Source organism: Laspinema sp. D2d (assembly GCF_025370755.1).
Lineage (GTDB): Bacteria > Cyanobacteriota > Cyanobacteriia > Cyanobacteriales > Laspinemataceae > Laspinema.
On sequence record NZ_JAMXFC010000007.1, the window covers coordinates 136861 to 153559 of the forward strand.

At 48.6% G+C, this 16699-nt stretch carries 11 protein-coding genes; all 11 read left to right on the top strand.

The genetic code is table 11. From position 1 onward, the window contains the following. The first annotated feature begins 14 nt into the window (after positions 1-14). Positions 15-431, top strand: a complete 417-nt coding sequence (locus NG796_RS07315) for a GPW/gp25 family protein (RefSeq protein WP_261205244.1) — start codon at positions 15-17, stop codon at positions 429-431. 72 nt (positions 432-503) lie between these two features. Then, positions 504-2735 carry a putative baseplate assembly protein gene (locus NG796_RS07320; RefSeq protein ID WP_261205245.1) on the top strand — a complete coding sequence of 744 codons (2232 nt, stop codon included), beginning with the start codon at positions 504-506 and terminating at the stop codon, positions 2733-2735. A 38-nt stretch (positions 2736-2773) separates the two neighbouring features. Then, positions 2774-3847 (top strand): phage tail protein, encoded by a 1074-nt coding sequence (locus NG796_RS07325; RefSeq protein WP_261205246.1) that lies wholly within the window; start codon positions 2774-2776, stop codon positions 3845-3847. Positions 3848-3911: 64 nt separating this feature from the next. Then, complete coding sequence (locus NG796_RS07330) at positions 3912-5363, top strand: hypothetical protein (protein WP_261205247.1); 1452 nt, start codon at positions 3912-3914, stop codon at positions 5361-5363. A 64-nt stretch (positions 5364-5427) separates the two neighbouring features. Beyond that, positions 5428-7350: a cyclic nucleotide-binding domain-containing protein gene (locus NG796_RS07335; protein ID WP_261205248.1), complete on the top strand. Its 1923-nt coding sequence runs from the start codon at positions 5428-5430 to the stop codon at positions 7348-7350. A 31-nt stretch (positions 7351-7381) separates the two neighbouring features. Continuing rightward, complete coding sequence (locus NG796_RS07340; protein WP_261205249.1) at positions 7382-9616, top strand: hypothetical protein; 2235 nt, start codon at positions 7382-7384, stop codon at positions 9614-9616. Between the two features lie 47 nt (positions 9617-9663). Next, on the top strand, positions 9664-12393 hold the full coding sequence (locus NG796_RS07345; RefSeq protein WP_261205250.1) for a transcriptional regulator: 2730 nt from the start codon (positions 9664-9666) through the stop codon (positions 12391-12393). A 93-nt stretch (positions 12394-12486) separates the two neighbouring features. Continuing rightward, positions 12487-14025, top strand: a complete 1539-nt coding sequence (locus NG796_RS07350; RefSeq protein WP_261205251.1) for a pentapeptide repeat-containing protein — start codon at positions 12487-12489, stop codon at positions 14023-14025. A gap of 43 nt (positions 14026-14068) precedes the next feature. Next, on the top strand, positions 14069-15766 hold the full coding sequence (locus tag NG796_RS07355) for a tetratricopeptide repeat protein (protein ID WP_261205252.1): 1698 nt from the start codon (positions 14069-14071) through the stop codon (positions 15764-15766). A gap of 283 nt (positions 15767-16049) precedes the next feature. Then, the gene (locus NG796_RS07360; protein WP_261205253.1) at positions 16050-16343 is read left to right on the top strand and encodes a hypothetical protein; all 294 of its coding nucleotides are present in this window, start codon (positions 16050-16052) and stop codon (positions 16341-16343) included. Continuing rightward, positions 16340-16690 carry a helix-turn-helix domain-containing protein gene (locus NG796_RS07365; protein WP_261205254.1) on the top strand — a complete coding sequence of 117 codons (351 nt, stop codon included), beginning with the start codon at positions 16340-16342 and terminating at the stop codon, positions 16688-16690. The genes NG796_RS07360 and NG796_RS07365 overlap by 4 nt, the downstream gene beginning before the upstream one ends. The last annotated feature ends 9 nt before the right edge of the window (positions 16691-16699 follow it).

Genomic DNA, 16699 nt, shown 5'->3' on the forward strand with positions numbered 1-16699 from the left:
GGGCTAACTGTTTCATGGCAAACGATTACAACCCCCAACCGCCTCGGGATTACATCGGCACGGGATGCTCATTCCCGTTACGAATCAATATCCAGGGCAAAATGCAACTGAGTTCGGATGTCCGCAATGTGGAGGAATCCATTCGGATTATCCTTAATACCAAATTGGGGGAGCGTGTTTACCGCCCCAATTTTGGGTCGCGCCTGTCTGAGTTGGTGTTTGCACCGATGAATACTCAAACCCTCTTACTCATCCGCGTGTACATTGAAGAAGCGCTGGAATTGTGGGAACCGAGGATTATCATCGAGGGAATTTACACCGAACCGGATCCCGTTCGAGGTCGGGTGGAGGTTCGGATTGAATATCGGATCAGAGACCGTCACGAGTCTCGCAGCATGGTCTATCCGTTTTATTTAATGCCGTCATCTTAAACCGATTGGGTCATTGGTCTTTGGTCAAGGGTACGCTCTCAACGGACAAAGAACAAATCAGAAACAACCGTTATGGACTTTGATTTTTTACCGAATTTACCTAAATCTGATTTAGACGATCGCAAGTTTCAAGACTTGGTGGATGAGTGCTTGCTGCGGATTCCGCGCTACTGTCCGGAATGGACGAACTATAATCCCAGTGACCCTGGGGTAACTCTGGTGGAACTGTTCGCCTGGATGACGGACCAAATGTTGGCCCGGTTTAATCAGGTGCCGCGTCGGAATTATGTGACGTTTTTAGAGTTGTTGGGGGTGCGCTTACGTCCACCGACTCCGGCTAAAACCGAGGTGACGTTCTATATGAGTGCCACCTTACCGGAGAACTACACGATTCCGGCAGGGACGGAGGTGGCGACGGTGCGAACGGAGGAGGAGGAGGCGATTGTTTTTAGTACCGATGCTGCGGTGGCAGTCGGCAAACCTCGGATCCGGCATTTGTTAACGGCCCCTTCTGCGGAACAGGAACCCCAGATTTTGCGCGATCGCTTCATCGGATCTTGGCGAATGGAACGCACCGGGGAATGGCAAGGGTTAGAGTTGCCCTTTTTTGACGATACTCCAGAACCGGGCAATTGCTTTTACCTCGTCTTTGATTCAGAATCCCTCATTGAAGGCAATGTCATCGCCCTCACCTTGAAAGGGGAAGCAGCGACCTCCACCGGGATTAACCCCGATATGCCTCCCAGGCGCTGGGAAGGGTGGAATGGGGAAAAATGGCAACCGATTCTGCTTCATGAAGCGGACGATAAAACCCAAGGATTCAGTTTTAGCGAAATTGTTCGCCAAGGGGGCAACCCCCTTTCTGGGGCCGATGTGGTGCTGCATACGCCGAAAACTTGGCCGGTGACGCACTTTTTTACCTACCAAGGTCGGTGGATCCGCTGCGTTTATACCCAACCGGGGCCCTATCAAGCGGGATATACGCGATCGCCCCGGATTGTCGGGTTGAGCGCCCGGTCCATTGGCGGCAGTGTCACCGCCTCCCAAAGTACCCTGATTCGCAATGAAATCCTCGGGGAAAGCGATGGCAATCCGGGACAAACCTTTCAGATTCAGGGCGTCCCGGTCCTGCCACGACGGGAAGAGGAATATATCCTGGTGACTCCTATCGGTGGACTCCCCCAAATCTGGCAAGAAGTCAATGATTTTTCCACCTCGGGGCCGGAAGACCTGCATTACACTCTCGATTCCCTCACGGGAAAAGTCCAGTTCGGACCCCTGATCCGCGAACCCACGCAATTGCGGGAAAAAATGGCATGGCGGGCGTCAGAGCAAGGGGCACGTCAGAGTTCCCTGACCTTAGCCAATGGCCGCCCGGGCGATCGCAATGCCTTTGAACCGATGACCGCCACGGGAATCGAGTCAATGGAACGACAATATGGAGCAGTCCCCCCGCGAGGGGCCAATATTCAAATAGTCAGCTACCGGACAGGAGGGGGACTGCGAGGCAACATTCAAGCCGGAACCATTCAAATTGTCAAATCAGCAGTGCCTTACGTTGCTGGGGTGATTAACCATATGCCGGGACGCGGGGGGGCGGATAGCGAATCCTTAGATGAAGCGGTGATCCGGGCCCCACGAATGCTCCGCACCCGCGATCGCGCCGTGACAGTTGAAGACTTTGAAACCCTTACCCTGGAGGCGGGACAAGGCGCAGTCGCCCGAACCCTCTGCTTACCCCCTACTCACAAATCAGAAGCGGGAATCGTGCGAATGCTCTTGGTTCCCAAACCCGATACCTTGAGCATTGAACGGGGGGAAGGCATTGACCCGGACTTGTTTAATCTCTCCCCCGTCCTGATCAATCGCGTCTTGACCTATCTCGACGATCGCCGCTTGCTGGGGGTGCAGGTCCAATGCAATCAACCCCACTATATGGGAGTATCGGTGCAAACCGAAGTCGCCCTCAAACCCGAATATAAAAACCCCAGCGCCCAACAGCAAATTATTTTTTCCATGCAAGTGGCGCTGTATCGTTTTCTCAACCCCCTCACCGGGGGACCGGACCAGACTGGCTGGCCCTTTGGACGGCCCGTCTATCCCTCGGATATTGTCACCATCCTGCAAAACATTCCCGGGGTCCTTTACCTGGGGTCGGTCCAACTGTTTGAACTGCGCCTGCGCAACGGGGTTTGGGTCAGAAGTCTCCCCCGAGACCCGGTAATCAACCCCGGTCCCTTGGGATTAGTTTGTTCCTGGCGCAATGATACCTTGCGATCGGGTCACACTATCAGCGTCATCTAACCTCAGTGAAAATTCGTGCAATCCGTGATTCAACCCTCATGACTCAAGCCCGTGACACCCTCCCACTCAAACTGCAATTGGTGCCGATGCAAGTGCCAGAAGCACCGACTCAGCCGGTGGGACGGTGGCATGAAGCGTTGGAGATTGCCGAAGGGGTGCGATCGCTCAAAAATGCCTTACCACCCCCTAGAAATCCCTGTGACCTGGTGTTGCATCCAGGAGAAGCCAGCGAAATCCTAGTCAAACTTGAAAACATCGGCCTTCGCCCCCTGCAAGTGAATGTAGCAGTGACCGGCAATTTTCCCCCGCAGTGGTGCCAATTGGGAACTGAAGGACATGAACTGCCCCCAGGAGGCACGATGGAAGCGGTTCTCTACTTCAACGTTCCCCCCCACTTCTTCGAGAGCTCTGAGATTATCAGTGCAAATCCAGCACTTTTAGATTTTCAGGGCCGCTTGAGCGTCTCTTGCACCGAGGAAAATCGCACTGGAGAACATCGGGATTCCGCTGCCTTCAACCTCTACCTCCGTCCTCGGAGTCTCTACCTGGAATTTTTACCGGAACTCTACCAGGAAGTAGACTTTATCGGTCGATTGCTCTCGATTTTTGAGCAAAGTTTTGAGCCCACGGTTCAGGCAATGGATGCCATCTGGGCTTACCTTGATCCCCTGATGGCCCCAGAAAGCCTGTTACCCTTTTTGGCTTATTGGGTGGGGTGGGAAATTGACCCCCATCTGAGTCTGGCACAGCAGCGCTATCTCATCCGCTATGCGATCGAACTGTATCGGTGGCGCGGCACTCGTCGGGGATTGCGGTTTTATCTGTATCTTTATACCAATTTGCCTCTGGATGAACATCTGCCCGAAGATGAAAAACATATCAGTATTCAAGAGGTTTTCACTCAGGGATTAATCATGGGAAGGAGTCGTCTTGGGGAAGATACCATCATTGGAGGCGGACGACCCTATCATTTTATTGTCAAACTGCGCCCGGACTATCCCAACCAAATTGATGAAAGATTGGTTCGGCAAATTATCGAACAAGAAAAACCGGCGTTTTGTACTTACGACCTTTATATCAATCCCGTTAATACTATCCAGCGTCTTGAGTAGAAGACGGATTTTAATTAAAGCTTGATTCATCCACCATTCTCCTTTTACTGGGTAAATTCCTACTATGACACTTCCTTGGCTCCCTCCCAATATTAAACCTTTAAATCGTCTCCATGTCAGTGATGGATTATTAATTGATGCAGAACGCTGGCGCTTGGCCCATGACTACCATCGCCATCGTCAAAATGCGCATTTTCAATCCTTGAATCAGCCGGGAATTGTCAGTGATATGGGGGTGCGATTAATTGACCCTCCCAATGATGTTCCCTCCCAATATCGGGATAAACGATGGGTGCAAGTTCAGCCCGGAATTGCCATTGATTTGTTTGGGAATTTGATTGTGATTCCGGAACCCATTGATTTTCGGATTACTTCAATGGCGCTGATGGGAAAACCGTTGATGGTTTATCTCGTGGTGAGTTATGTAGACCCGGATGGATTGGTGCGGGAAGAAAATGGAACAGCAGATATTGTCACCGAATCCTTTAGAATTGATGAAAAAAATAGTCCCCCGGCAGAGTGGGAAGTTGAACTTTGTCGAATTTTGCTGCAACCGGGAGAGGTGGAACTTGCAACAGCTTTAGATGCTTGGTTTCCTGGGGTGAATAATTTAGACCTCCGGTATCGACCCCAAGTAAATGCCCGAACTCAGGCGGTGGTGAGGTTGGCCCAGGTGGTTAAAAATACGCCGGAAGATGCTCAGATTTATGCGAATTTGGCCTATCTGAGTCAGGCGATCGCCGGTCTTTATCCCGTCTGGCAAGGGTTAAATGAAATCGGACAATTTACCTTAAATTCGTCCTCAGAGATTAATGATTTAATTACCTACGATGTCTTGTATTTTAAAACCCAACCCTCTCTCTCCCTCAGTGCTGGGGAATTTGACCTTTTACGGCAGTATATAGATATGGGAGGGGTGTTGTTAGTGGAAGCATCCATTAAGGGAAGCAAAGTAGAAGAATTGATGGGATTACAGCATCAATTGCAAGAGGCGATCGCCCGGGTGGAAATGAGTCTGAGTATTCCCACTGAACCCAACGAAACCCCGGGTAAAACTGCTTCTACCTCTCGTCAGGAACAACGGGCGAATCAGTTAGAAATTCAACAATCCCTGCAAGAAGAATTAATTTCCATTAAAAGCGCCTTGAGCGAGGAAATTAATACCCTATCTTCTGCCTTTAAAAAGTTTGCCCGAGACTTAGGAATTCCTTTAGAAGACCTCGATATTCTCAGCCGGAATCATCCTCTAAGAACTCAACCTTTTCTATTTTCAGCTTTACCGACGGTGAACGGACAAGCATTAAAAATATTATCCGGGGGTGGAATTATAATTTTAATCGGGAATTTATCGGCGGCTTGGGGATTAGATGAAAAGCTTTCATTAGGAAGAGAAACGATTCGGACGGCCCAAGAAATGGGGATTAATATTTTACATTATGCCCGCACCCGTCGCCAACTCACCCAATTACAAAAAGCGAAGGAATTCCCACCCACTCAAGTCCCCGATTCGATTTGATATTCCTATTTCTATAGCCTACCGGATACCGGGCTAATTTAAAGCCGCATAAGGGGAAATAAAGATGGTTTCAATCCGCAAAGTTCTACCCGCACTAATTGTTTTTCCAATTTTTGTCGCCGTTGGAGTCACCGGATGGCTCTCCTTTCGCAGTGGACAGCAGTCCGTGGAAATGTTGGCTCGCAAGTTAGGGGAAGAAGTCAGCGATCGCATTGAGTCTGAAGTCGCCGAGTATATGAAAAACCCCCATATTTTCAATGAATTGACTTTAGCTGCCATTCGCAGTGGCAACTTAAATGTAGACAATTTAAGACAATTAGAACGGTATTTGTGGTATCAAACGGTTTGGGATAACTCTATCAATTCTTCTTTTTATGGCAATGAAGCGGGTGAGTTTATTGAAATGAATTTAACCGAGGATGGAAACCGAGTGTTACGGGTTCGTGACCCCGAAACGGGTCCTATTCGCAAAACCTATGAACTGGATGATCAGGGGAATCGACTCGGGGAAATCAGTATGGGAGAGTATGATCCGCGCCAAAGACCCTGGTATCAAAAAGCGAAAGCAACTGGGGAAATGAGCTGGAGTCCGATTTACCGTTTTGCATTCCAAGAAGGGGTTTTAGGAATTACCGCCGTTGCACCCGTCTATGGATCAGGGGGAAACTTACAAGGGGTATTGGGAATTGATATTTCCCTGAATCAACTGAGTGAGTTCTTAAATGGTTTAGAAATTTCTCCAGCAGGCGCGGCTTTTATTATAGAACGGTCCGGTGCAATTGTGGCGAGTTCGGTGGTAGAAAATTTGTTAGTAGAAGGGGAAAATCAACCCATAGATTCAGGGGAAGATTCTAACCGACTCTGGGCGATTGAAAGTGTTAATCCCACGATTCAAGGCACTGCCCGCGAGTTATTAGCTCGCTTTAATAGTCTGGATACAATTACGAGTCCCCAGAATTTTAAATTTTCCCTGGATGGGAAAATGCAACTGGTGGCAGTGAAGCCGATCCAGGATACAAGGGGTCTGGATTGGCTGGTGGTGGCGATCGTCCCGGAATCAGATTTCATGGGGTATATCTATAAAAATACACGCCATACAGTTCTACTTTCCTGCGCTGCCTTAATCGTGGCGATCATTTTGGGAATTGCGATCGCCAAATGGTTAATTCAACCCATCTTGCGACTGAGTGCCACCGCCCATGATATCGAAATCGGCAAGTTTGACCCCAATAGTTTAACTGACGTGATCAAGCGTTCCGATGAAGTGGGTCAATTGGCGCGGGTTTTTCAAGATATGGCAAACAAAATTTACGCCCGTGAGCAAGGGTTTAAAGACCAATTAAATTTACTTCAAACTGAGACAGATAAAGCTAAAAAAGCCATGCTATTAACTCAGATGAGTGATAGCAATTACTTTCAGCAATTGCTAATTAAATCTAAGCGCACTCGGAGTAAAGCTGAAGAGTTTAAAAAAATAGACATTGGCGAATTATTAAAAAAAGTCTCTTATTTTCAAGGGTTTAGCGAAGCTGAAATTCAGCGCCTCATTGAAATGGGATATCGCAAAATTTTGTATCCAGGAGAATATGTCTGTCGTGAAGATGAACCGGGAGATGCGTTTTATATTATTTTAGAAGGATCTGTAGAAATTTTTGTGGAAAAAATTAATAAATTTCTTACCAATTTGGGCGTTGGCACTTTCTTTGGCGAACTCTCTTTACTGCTCGGAATTCCCCGGACGGCAACGGTAAGGACCCGAGAAGATACGGTTTTATTTGTACTCGATCGCGAAGGGTTACAAAAACTATTAAGGAATTATAAAGATTTAGCCGAACAAATTGCCCAAGCTTTGCATGAACACAAGGCTGAACTAGAATCGAGAAAAGAACTGCTTCAAAAAATGGGTTTATTAGATGATGAAGAGGGGTTCAATCAAAACCCCTTGGGCTGGATCCGGAACCGAATGGCGACGTTATTTGGCTTGTAATTAAAATAATTCTTTAAAAAAAAGCAATCGTATGGCAACAACAGTAATTAATACCATTGTCTCAACAAAAGAACTGCATTTTCAACCGGGAGGAGTCCCGGCATCGTTTGAAGTCACGGTAGTCAATGGCAGCGATCGCTTTGCCAGCTTTCAAGTCGAACTCGTTGCCGCCGGTGCGGCAGTCAATCGAAATGCAGACTGGTACCATATCTCCCCCACCGCCAGCAGCAAAAAACCCCCGGGTGCTGCCACTCGGTTTCAGGTCTCCATTTTGGATACGCCAGTTCCGGGATTTGTGGGGCTGATGAATATCCGAGTGCGCGTCTTTTCGATGGAACTCCCCGATGAAACCCGGGAAATTCTGCGCTTAGTGGTTGAACGGGGGACGGGTGCAACCCCTTTGCAACTGGAACTCCCGGTCAAACAATTTCAAATCAATCCCGGAAGTCGCCTGGAGGTGCCGGTGCGAGTTTATAACCCGGGTCAACTCCTGAGTAATGTCTTACTGAGTGAGATGGCGATCGACCCCCGATGGTTACCGTTGACAACGGAACGCCGGTTACAAGTGCCTCCAGGTAAGTCGGTGGAAACCACTTTTACCTATCAACCCCCCTTTGGTGCCGCTGCCCCCGGTCAAGCCTACCCTTTCATCATTGAAGCAACCCATAATAATGGCCCTGCTTCTCGGATTTCCGGGACCCTAGAGGTGATGCCAATGGGGTTTGTAGACTTTGCCGCTACGCCTAAGCAACTAGCTATTCCCAGTAAACTCGGTTGGAAATTTTGGCAGTCTCACCCGGTCACTTATCATCTGGAAGCCAAAAATGCCAGTAATTTACACCAGGAAGCAACGGTAGAACTGGCGGAAGAAAATTCCCCGGAATGCGATTTGACCCTAGTCCCAGAAATGCAGGCGATCGCCCCGGAAGAAACGGCCGAATTCCTGTTAACTGCCAGTAAAAAACGGCCTTGGTTTGGCAGAAACCGTAAACTCCTTTTGGAATTAACAGGCATTTGGTCCGATCGCCGGGTGGATACCCGCAATGAACGTCAAACCCTAGAATTAATCGTTAAACCTGTCCTCCCCCTGGCGTTACAACTCTTAGGAGGACTCTTTTTCCTCTATCTCCTGTGGTGGTTATCCTGGCTGAATTCGAGAAATCCCTTTTTTGGACATAATGAACCCGTCAACTCTTTGCAATTTAATGGGGTGGGAGAAAGACTCATTAGCGGTTCCAGTGATCAAACCATCATCGAATGGAACATCAACGGATTTTTTAATTCCATCGTCAATCAAGAAATGCGGAAATTCCCCAACAAAGGGAATCGACTCTGGCAATGGCTGACTCGTCCCTTTCAAAACCGAGGCAATTGCCAATCTCCAGGATGTACCGACTTGATCGCAGAAAAAGCCGTGCGAGTTGTGCAGTATCGCCCAGTTAATAATAATTGGGTCGCAACAGGGTTAGAAAATGGGGAAATTCATCTCTGGAATTTGACAGAGAAACGACCGGACCCATTTCATTCTTTTGTTTATGACAAAGATGACCGGGTATTTAGTTTAGAATTTACCCAAGATTCTCGCTGGTTATTTAGTGGTCATGGGAGTGGGTCGGTCTTACAATGGGACTTGAGAGATTTGGAAGGGGCGGATTCAACCTTGAGCGCAAGGGTTCCGAATCGGAAACAATTTAACTTTGCCGTTTATGCCCTGAAATTTGTGGGCAATGACGATCGCACTTTAGCCGTGGCGGGACAGTTAAATCAGTTGATTCTGTGGAATTGGCGAGAGAATACCGAAGCGGTTGTACCGTACCGGGAAGGCGGCAAGGATGCATATATTAATAGTTTGGATACCGCCGAGTTTCATCCCCACCTGCTCGCCACTGCCGATACTCAGGGGTATATTACGTTATGGAATATGCAATCCTGTTTGAATGGGGGCACAGAATGCCAAAGAATCGAACAATGGGAGGACGGTCACAACGGCCAACCTGTGCGATCGGTGGCGCTGAGTGAAGATGGCTGTTACCTCGTCAGTGGTGGCGATGATGGCCGGGTGATGTTGTGGCCGCTGAACCTCGATGGTAGTCGTGCTCAACCCCAGGGAGAGCAAATTATTCGGGCCAAAAATAAAAACTTTAATGCCGTCGATATTAAGCAGGTGGATGACCATCTGCTGATCGCTGCCGGTAGCGATGATAAACAAGAGGTCCGGGTCGAATCCCACCCCCGATTACCGAACTTGGGGTGTGATTTACCTTAATTCCGATGATTCTGGCGACGCTCCATGCTCGCACTCTCTAATGATTGATGATAGCGCAGCCCAATGCTCGCACTCCTAAAGGAGCCAAACGAATGGTAATGCAGGGTTATAGTCCCAAATCGGGGCAGATAGTCAATGGATTTGAAGACACTAACGGCGATCGCCCCATGATTCGTCCGATTGGGATTATCCTCAATCCCGCTGGGGTTGCCTTAGTCACCGCAGGAGAAGTCTTAGAACTGACAGCAACCATCACCAATCAAGGTTCCGTCAGTGCCATCATTGATGTGTTCATCGCTGAAACCTCCCAACCCGTTCATCAGTGGTTTGTTTGTCCTCGGGAACGACTCGCCTTAAGTCCAGGACAAGCGAGTGAAGTGGTGTTTCAGGTGCAAATTCCCGTAGATGCTATCCCCGGCACCTACGACTATACCCTCGTCATTGATGCGCCTCAACATTACCCCGAAGAAACCCCCATTGACCAAAAGGTTCGACTGCAAGTCATGCCCTTCATTCAAGAAGCGCGGACCGTCAGCGACCCCACGTTTAGCGTACAACCCCCCACCAGTTCAGTCGCCCCCGCCCTCCTGCAACCGGGACAACCCCTAGAACTCCAGGTCACGGTTCATAACCGTTCCGATCGCGTAGACCGCTTTTTTCTCACCTGTCCGGACCTGGAATCCCGGTGGTTTACCATCATCTATCCCGAAGGGTTCCAGCAAGCAGGCATGGCGATCGCCTCAGAAGGGCTCGAACTCAATCCCGGGGATGTCGGTCAAATCCTACTCTTTATCAGCCCCCCTCCCGATACTTGGGCGGGAGTTTATGCCCCCACCATTCGGGTTTACTCCGCCAACAATCCAGACCTCGCCCTGTTGGATGTCGTTTACCTCCAGATTGCTCCCCTGCATCTGGTCACCATCGAACTGCTCTCCCTCGTCGCCAAAATTAAGCGCGAGGCGGGACTGTTTGAACTGAAATTATCCAACCAAGGCAATGTCATCCGCGAGATTGCCATCCATGCCAAAAGTACCGATGAGGAGGACATCTGTACTTATACGATTACTCCGCCTGTCGTCCGACTCTTACCCGGAACCTCGGTCACCGTTGGGGTTTCGGTCAAACCAACCAAGGGATGGCGACCTTTCTTCGGGCGGATGATTAATTTCAGCATTGAACTCGAAGATCTCCAACGCTACCCCTTAATTAATGATCGCTTTCAAGCTTCTTTATTTTGGGAACCCCGTCCCTGGTGGCAATTTTTGCCGATTGTCATTCTGATGTCCGCCAGTGTTGCCGCCCTGATTTTTCTGATTTGGTGGCTGTTAACGCGTCCCCCAGTGCGATCGCAAGTCATGCAATTTTCCCCGGAGAGCAATTCTTATCAAGAACTGAATAATGAAGCCATTCGCCTCAATTGGACGATTGCCAACCCGAATCACCTCAAAACTGTAACCGTGGTGGGGTTTTCTCCCGATGGACTGGTTAAAAGTGGACCGTTTATTTACGAATTTACGCCAGGATTGCCGAATGCTTTGGATCGGTTTTGTACCCAAGGGGAACAACTGATTTGCCGCAATGTGTGGACTGATGCGCGGGAGGCGGGGGATTATGTTTTTGAACTAAGCGCCATTCCTATTAATCCCAAGGCAGAGACGCAAACCATCCGCACTAATCCCATTCGGATTTTACCCGTTCCTGAACCCAAAATTGAGGAATTTTCCTCCACTCAACCCGTCTACCAAGAGCGCCTGTTATCCCCGAATCCCTCCGCTAACCCCACAGCTACCCGACCCTCCACCGAGAGTAATCGAATTTTGTTAAATTGGGTGCTTTCTCATCCGGCTCAGATTCAACAACTTAACTTGCTGGGGTTGGGTCCCGATGGCACCGTTAAAAGTGTGGAAAAGCGCTATAACTTTGCCGCAGGAATTCCCGAAGAGTTGCGGGGATTTTGTGGAGAAAACCCGGCCAATTCGCAAGTGATTTGTACCAATGTTCCCACCGATGCTATTCAACCTGGGGACTATATTTTTCACTTAACCGTTATCCCCAAAAAAGGACAATCGGAACCATTAGAAACCCGCCAAACTAATACCATTAAAATTCTGGCTGAAAAGATTCCCAGCCGCATTGTGCAATTTACCTTTAATGGACAACCCGCACCCCCAAAATTAGTCAGACAAGCCAATCCCCAACAAAATTCCCTGATGATTTCCTGGAAGGTAGAAGGGGGCAAGGGAATGAAAGTGGAACTGCTACCAGCCCCGGGAACAGTCCCTCGGGAAGGGAGAATGCCCTATCCTGTTAGTCAACAACCGGGCAGTGAAACGATTACTTTGCAAGTTACCGATGAAGAGGGCAACCAACAACAGCGATCGGTAATTATTGAAACCTTAGTGCCCCCACCACCCCCAGAAATTGTCGAGGTTCCGCCACCCCCGGCGATTCCACAAGCCCCGGCAATGGTGCCCACAATCGCTGTCCCCCCAGGCGCAAACGGTGACCCGGCAGCTTCCCCCGCACCCGGGACTCCAGAGGCAGCCTTGGTCATTCCCGCACCGATGGCGGCCCCGGGCGGCGCTGCCGTTCCGCCACCCCCGGTAGAGCTCCCCGTTCCTGGAGCAAATCTCCCCGGTGGAGTTGATCCAGCAGCCTCAGAAGCAGCCTCTGAAGGTGCTTCTGAGGGTACAGAGGAAGCCGTTAAAGAACCGGGTCCCCAGTTCTTTGAGACTGAACCTCTTGCGCCAGCAGAACTCCCTCCCCAATTCAATTAAACCAGCCCTTGAGGGGAGAGCAGGGGGGTTTTAAAAAATATCTATCTTGAACGTAATAGTTATGTTTACCCCCAAAAAAATAGGTGAATGAATATGAAAAAATCCCGCCCACCGATTCCCATCTTTGGTCATCCAGAACCCCTATTCTGGACAAAAATTGGACTGCTCACCCTCACTGCATTTTCCCTAATTTCTCTTCCGACTTCCGTCTTCGCCGCCAAGGGTTCGGATGTCACAAAATTGCAAGAAAGCCGTCAATGTACCCGGTGTAATCTTCAAGAAGCAAATCTGATGGGGGCGGAACTTCAAGGGGCGGATATATCCGACTCTAACCTGAGATTAGTGAATTTCCGGGGCGCTAAACTTGACGGGGCAAATTTCTCGCGATCGCAAATGTTTCAAGCGGATTTAAGCAATGCCACCCTCGGCAGCGCTAACCTAGAACAAGCGCACTTGGAAAAAGCCAAATTCAACGGCGCTACTTTATTTAGAGCCAACCTTCATCAAGCCAATTTAGAAAAAGCGGAACTTTTAGACGCTAATTTAAATTCTGCCAATTTAGAACTAGCTAATTTAAAAAAAGCTAATTTAGAGAATGCCAATTTACAAGATGCCACTCTGCCTTTGGCTAATTTAGAAAAAGTAAATTTTAAAAATGCCAACCTCAAAAATGCTAATTTAGCGGGAGCTAATTTAAAAGAAGCTAATTTAGAGAATGCCGATTTAGAAGGTGCAAATCTCAGTAGCGCCAACTTAGAAAAAGCTAAATTATTTAGAACTAATCTTAAAAGTACCATCCTAAACAGTGAAACTATTCTCGATAGTAAATGGCAGTTTATTTGGGCTGTTGTTAATCAACCGTTAGCTAGTCAAATTCTTGTAGGAAGCGACTTATCAGGGGCAAATCTTGAAGGAATGAACTTTCAGGACATTAATTTGGAGGGTGCAAATTTGGAGGGTGCTTCCTTTTTTATGTCTAACCTAGAACGGGCAAATCTGACGGGAGTTAATTTAACTCAGTCTTATCTCCATTATACCGATTTCACGTCAGCTACTCTTGTGGGGGCAAATCTGCATGGTGCTGATTTACGCCATAGCATTTTATTGGAAACCAATCTCACTCGGGCTGATTTGAGTCAGGCTAATTTTCAAGGCGCAAATCTGAGAAACAGTAATTTATTTGCGGCTAATTTAGAACAGGCTGATTTAGGAAATGTTAATCTATTGGGTGCGAATCTAGGAAATGCTAATTTGCGAAATATTTTAATTAATGAAGAAACAGCCATAGACAGTCAATGGTTATTTATTTTAGACTTAATCAAAAATGGGGCGGAAAACCAAGATTTGACTGATGCTAATCTAGCCGAAGCCAATTTGAGTGGGATTAACTTAAAAGGCGCGAGACTGGCGAATGCCAATTTGCAAGGAGCCGATTTAAGTTTGGCGAATCTGGAAACCGCTCATTTATTTGGAGCAAATCTACAAAATGCAAATTTAACGGGAGCAAATTTAACGGGAGCAAATTTGGGCGGGGCTAATTTGACCGGCGCAAATTTAGAAGGGGTGGATTTGAATCAAGTTTATTTATGTAATGCGATTATGCCCAATGGTTTGGAAAATCGCTGCAATTGAAGAAATTTATTGAAATTCATGATGTAATCAGCAGGGAAATTATATGAAGAATAAACAGTTTAGAAAAACCGGAAGTAATTTAGTAAAAATTGGCGGATTCGTGCTCTGGATGATGGCGGGGATGGCGGGGGGAGGCGGCAACTCTCGGGTACTGGCACAGGAGGGATTAGAGGATTTCTCCCATTGGGCGGGGTTATGTCGCACCTTGTTGGAACAAGCGCAATATGAGGAGGCAGTGGCTGCCTGTGATAGCGCGATCGCCCTGAATACCAATGACCCCATTGTGTGGAGCGATCGCGCAGATGCCTTATTTGCCCTGAAACAGTATGCCGAAGCCGTCGCCGCCTACAATCAAGCCATTGAACGCGACCCCAACAATTCCCTATTACTCACAAAACGCTGTTCCGGGGCAGTCGAACTCAGTCAGTATGAAGAGGCAGTTGCCTCCTGTGACAGCGCCTTACGCATCGATAACAACTGGGAAACCCAATCCCCTGCCGTCGCCTGGTATCATCGTGGAGTTGCCTTGAGTCGTTCCGGGCAAATCCAAGAAGCCCTCACCTCCTACGAATGGGCGATTAAACTCAATCCTAATTATTCCATTGCCTTAGCGGGACGATGCGCCATTCTCTCCGAACTAGGACAAGGTGCAGAAGCCCTCGCCGCTTGCGATCGCGCCTTGCAAGTCGATCAAAATTGGGGAACCCTTAACCCCGCCATTGCCTGGGCAAACAAAGCCAGACTGCTCAAATCCCAAAGACGCTACGATGAAGCCCTCGCTGCCTACGATCGCGCCTTGGGACTAGACCCCAATGATGCTGTATCCTGGACTGATCAGGGCATTATCCTCGGCATCCTCGGCAGACATCCCGAAGCGCAACTCTCCTTCCAATGGGCAGTTAAAATTAATCCTAAATCTTCCTTTACCTTGCTGCATCAATGCGCCAACTTCAACCGATTGGGCAGCTATGAACCGGCAAAAGCAGCTTGTGAGATGGCACTACAGGAGGGCGATGGCAACTGGGGCGACTTGGGACCGGCTTATGCCTGGGTACAATTAGCCAATGCGTTGACTGGACTGGAAAACTATGAAGAATCCCTGGCAGCTTCTAATAAGGCGATCGGACTTAATCCACAATTAGCCGATGCTTGGAGTAATCGCAGCGTTCCCCTGTGGCATTTGAATCGAGAACAAGAAGCCTTAGCCGCCACCGAACGGGCGATCGCGATCGCCCCCGGGTCATCCTTAGCCTGGTTCAACCAAGGCCGAATTCTCACCGGATTAGGCCGATATGATGAAGCCGTGGACGCTTACAATCGCGCCTTGAGAGGGGATGCCAATGTAGGCGATCGGCCCACAATGGCCGATATTTGGGTGAATCAGAGTGCCGTCCTCTATCGCTTAGAACGCTATGCGGAGGCGATCGCCTCCGCCGACAGCGCCCTAGGCATGGCCCCAGAATCCGCCCCCGCCCTCTACAATCGCGCCCTGGGACTGATGGCATTGCGCCGCTATGGGGAGGCGGTTACAACTTATGAACGGGCGATTCAAATTAATGCTGAAAATGCTGATTTTTGGGCAGGCAAAGGCATCGCCTTAAGATTTTTAGAAGAATATGGAGATGCTTTAGCCGCGACGCAAAGAGCGTTGGAACTGAATCCTACTCATTCTCAGGCGTTGATTAATCAAGAAATTATTATGGAGGAGATGAATAAGCCGAATCCGACTTCTCAGAATTAGGCATCTGCTGGAAGAACAAGAAACCGGGTTTCTGCCGTAATAGTTGCCCAGATGCAACAGATGGGATGAAAAAACTCGGGTTTTGGCCCCGATTGAGGTGGAGGGGATAGGGGGATGATGAGGCGATCGCATCTGGATCCCACCTTCCGCAGGTTTAAGTGTTGATTTTTTATTTTTTACAATCCCTGCCAGGATATGGAAACCCTGTTAAGTTCTCCATTGTTGATAGTCTGTAATTTTATGGTAAGATATTCTTACCCTTAGTAAGATAAAGGCACAGGCTATGACCTCAAACGAAGTGGAGGTGAAACTGATAGAGGTGCTTCAAGGCATCCAGAGCGATAGCGGATATGACGGCAGCGGCATCGTGGGAACGACGTGTCCACTTAGTAACCTTGAAGGATTTGATAGTATGCTCTGGCCCGTCGCAATCAGTATGTTGGCCGCTGCGCTTGACGTAAACATCCCTAATGATAAAAATATTTTTCTCTCAGAGGATGGTAAGCGTCGGCTTAATATTAGTGAATCAGCGGCTGTAGTCTGCGAAATGGTCAGCAGAAAGGAGAATCAAGGATGACCGAAGCAATAGGAAAAAAAGCAATTATCGCTTCTCGCATTCGTGAAGCTCGCAGGATGGCAGGGCTCTCCCAAGCTCAAGTAGCACAAATGCTGGGTCTTCATAGACCATCGATCTCAGAAATAGAGGCTGCTAACAGAAGTGTTTCGGCTGAAGAGATTGCACAGCTTGCTGAAATTTTTGATGTCAGCGCGTCGTGGTTAGTCGGTGAGGGCGTGGACAAAGTTGATATCCACGACAACAAACTCCAGCTTGCAGCCAGAGAACTACAGAAGCTTAAGCCAGAAGACCTTGATCGGCTTCTAACGCTACTTGCCTCGATACGAACTGGGGGAAATCAACAGTGATAAACAATA

Coding starts and splice junctions, on each gene's coding strand:
- NG796_RS07345 (WP_261205250.1), top strand. CDS start 9,664: ATGATAGCGCAGCCCAATGCTCGCACTCCTAAAGGAGCCAAACGAATG.
- NG796_RS07355 (WP_261205252.1), top strand. CDS start 14,069: ATGAAGAATAAACAGTTTAGAAAAACCGGAAGTAATTTAGTAAAAATT.
- NG796_RS07325 (WP_261205246.1), top strand. CDS start 2,774: ATGACTCAAGCCCGTGACACCCTCCCACTCAAACTGCAATTGGTGCCG.
- NG796_RS07360 (WP_261205253.1), top strand. CDS start 16,050: ATGACCTCAAACGAAGTGGAGGTGAAACTGATAGAGGTGCTTCAAGGC.
- NG796_RS07365 (WP_261205254.1), top strand. CDS start 16,340: ATGACCGAAGCAATAGGAAAAAAAGCAATTATCGCTTCTCGCATTCGT.
- NG796_RS07350 (WP_261205251.1), top strand. CDS start 12,487: ATGAAAAAATCCCGCCCACCGATTCCCATCTTTGGTCATCCAGAACCC.
- NG796_RS07340 (WP_261205249.1), top strand. CDS start 7,382: ATGGCAACAACAGTAATTAATACCATTGTCTCAACAAAAGAACTGCAT.
- NG796_RS07335 (WP_261205248.1), top strand. CDS start 5,428: ATGGTTTCAATCCGCAAAGTTCTACCCGCACTAATTGTTTTTCCAATT.
- NG796_RS07330 (WP_261205247.1), top strand. CDS start 3,912: ATGACACTTCCTTGGCTCCCTCCCAATATTAAACCTTTAAATCGTCTC.
- NG796_RS07320 (WP_261205245.1), top strand. CDS start 504: ATGGACTTTGATTTTTTACCGAATTTACCTAAATCTGATTTAGACGAT.
- NG796_RS07315 (WP_261205244.1), top strand. CDS start 15: ATGGCAAACGATTACAACCCCCAACCGCCTCGGGATTACATCGGCACG.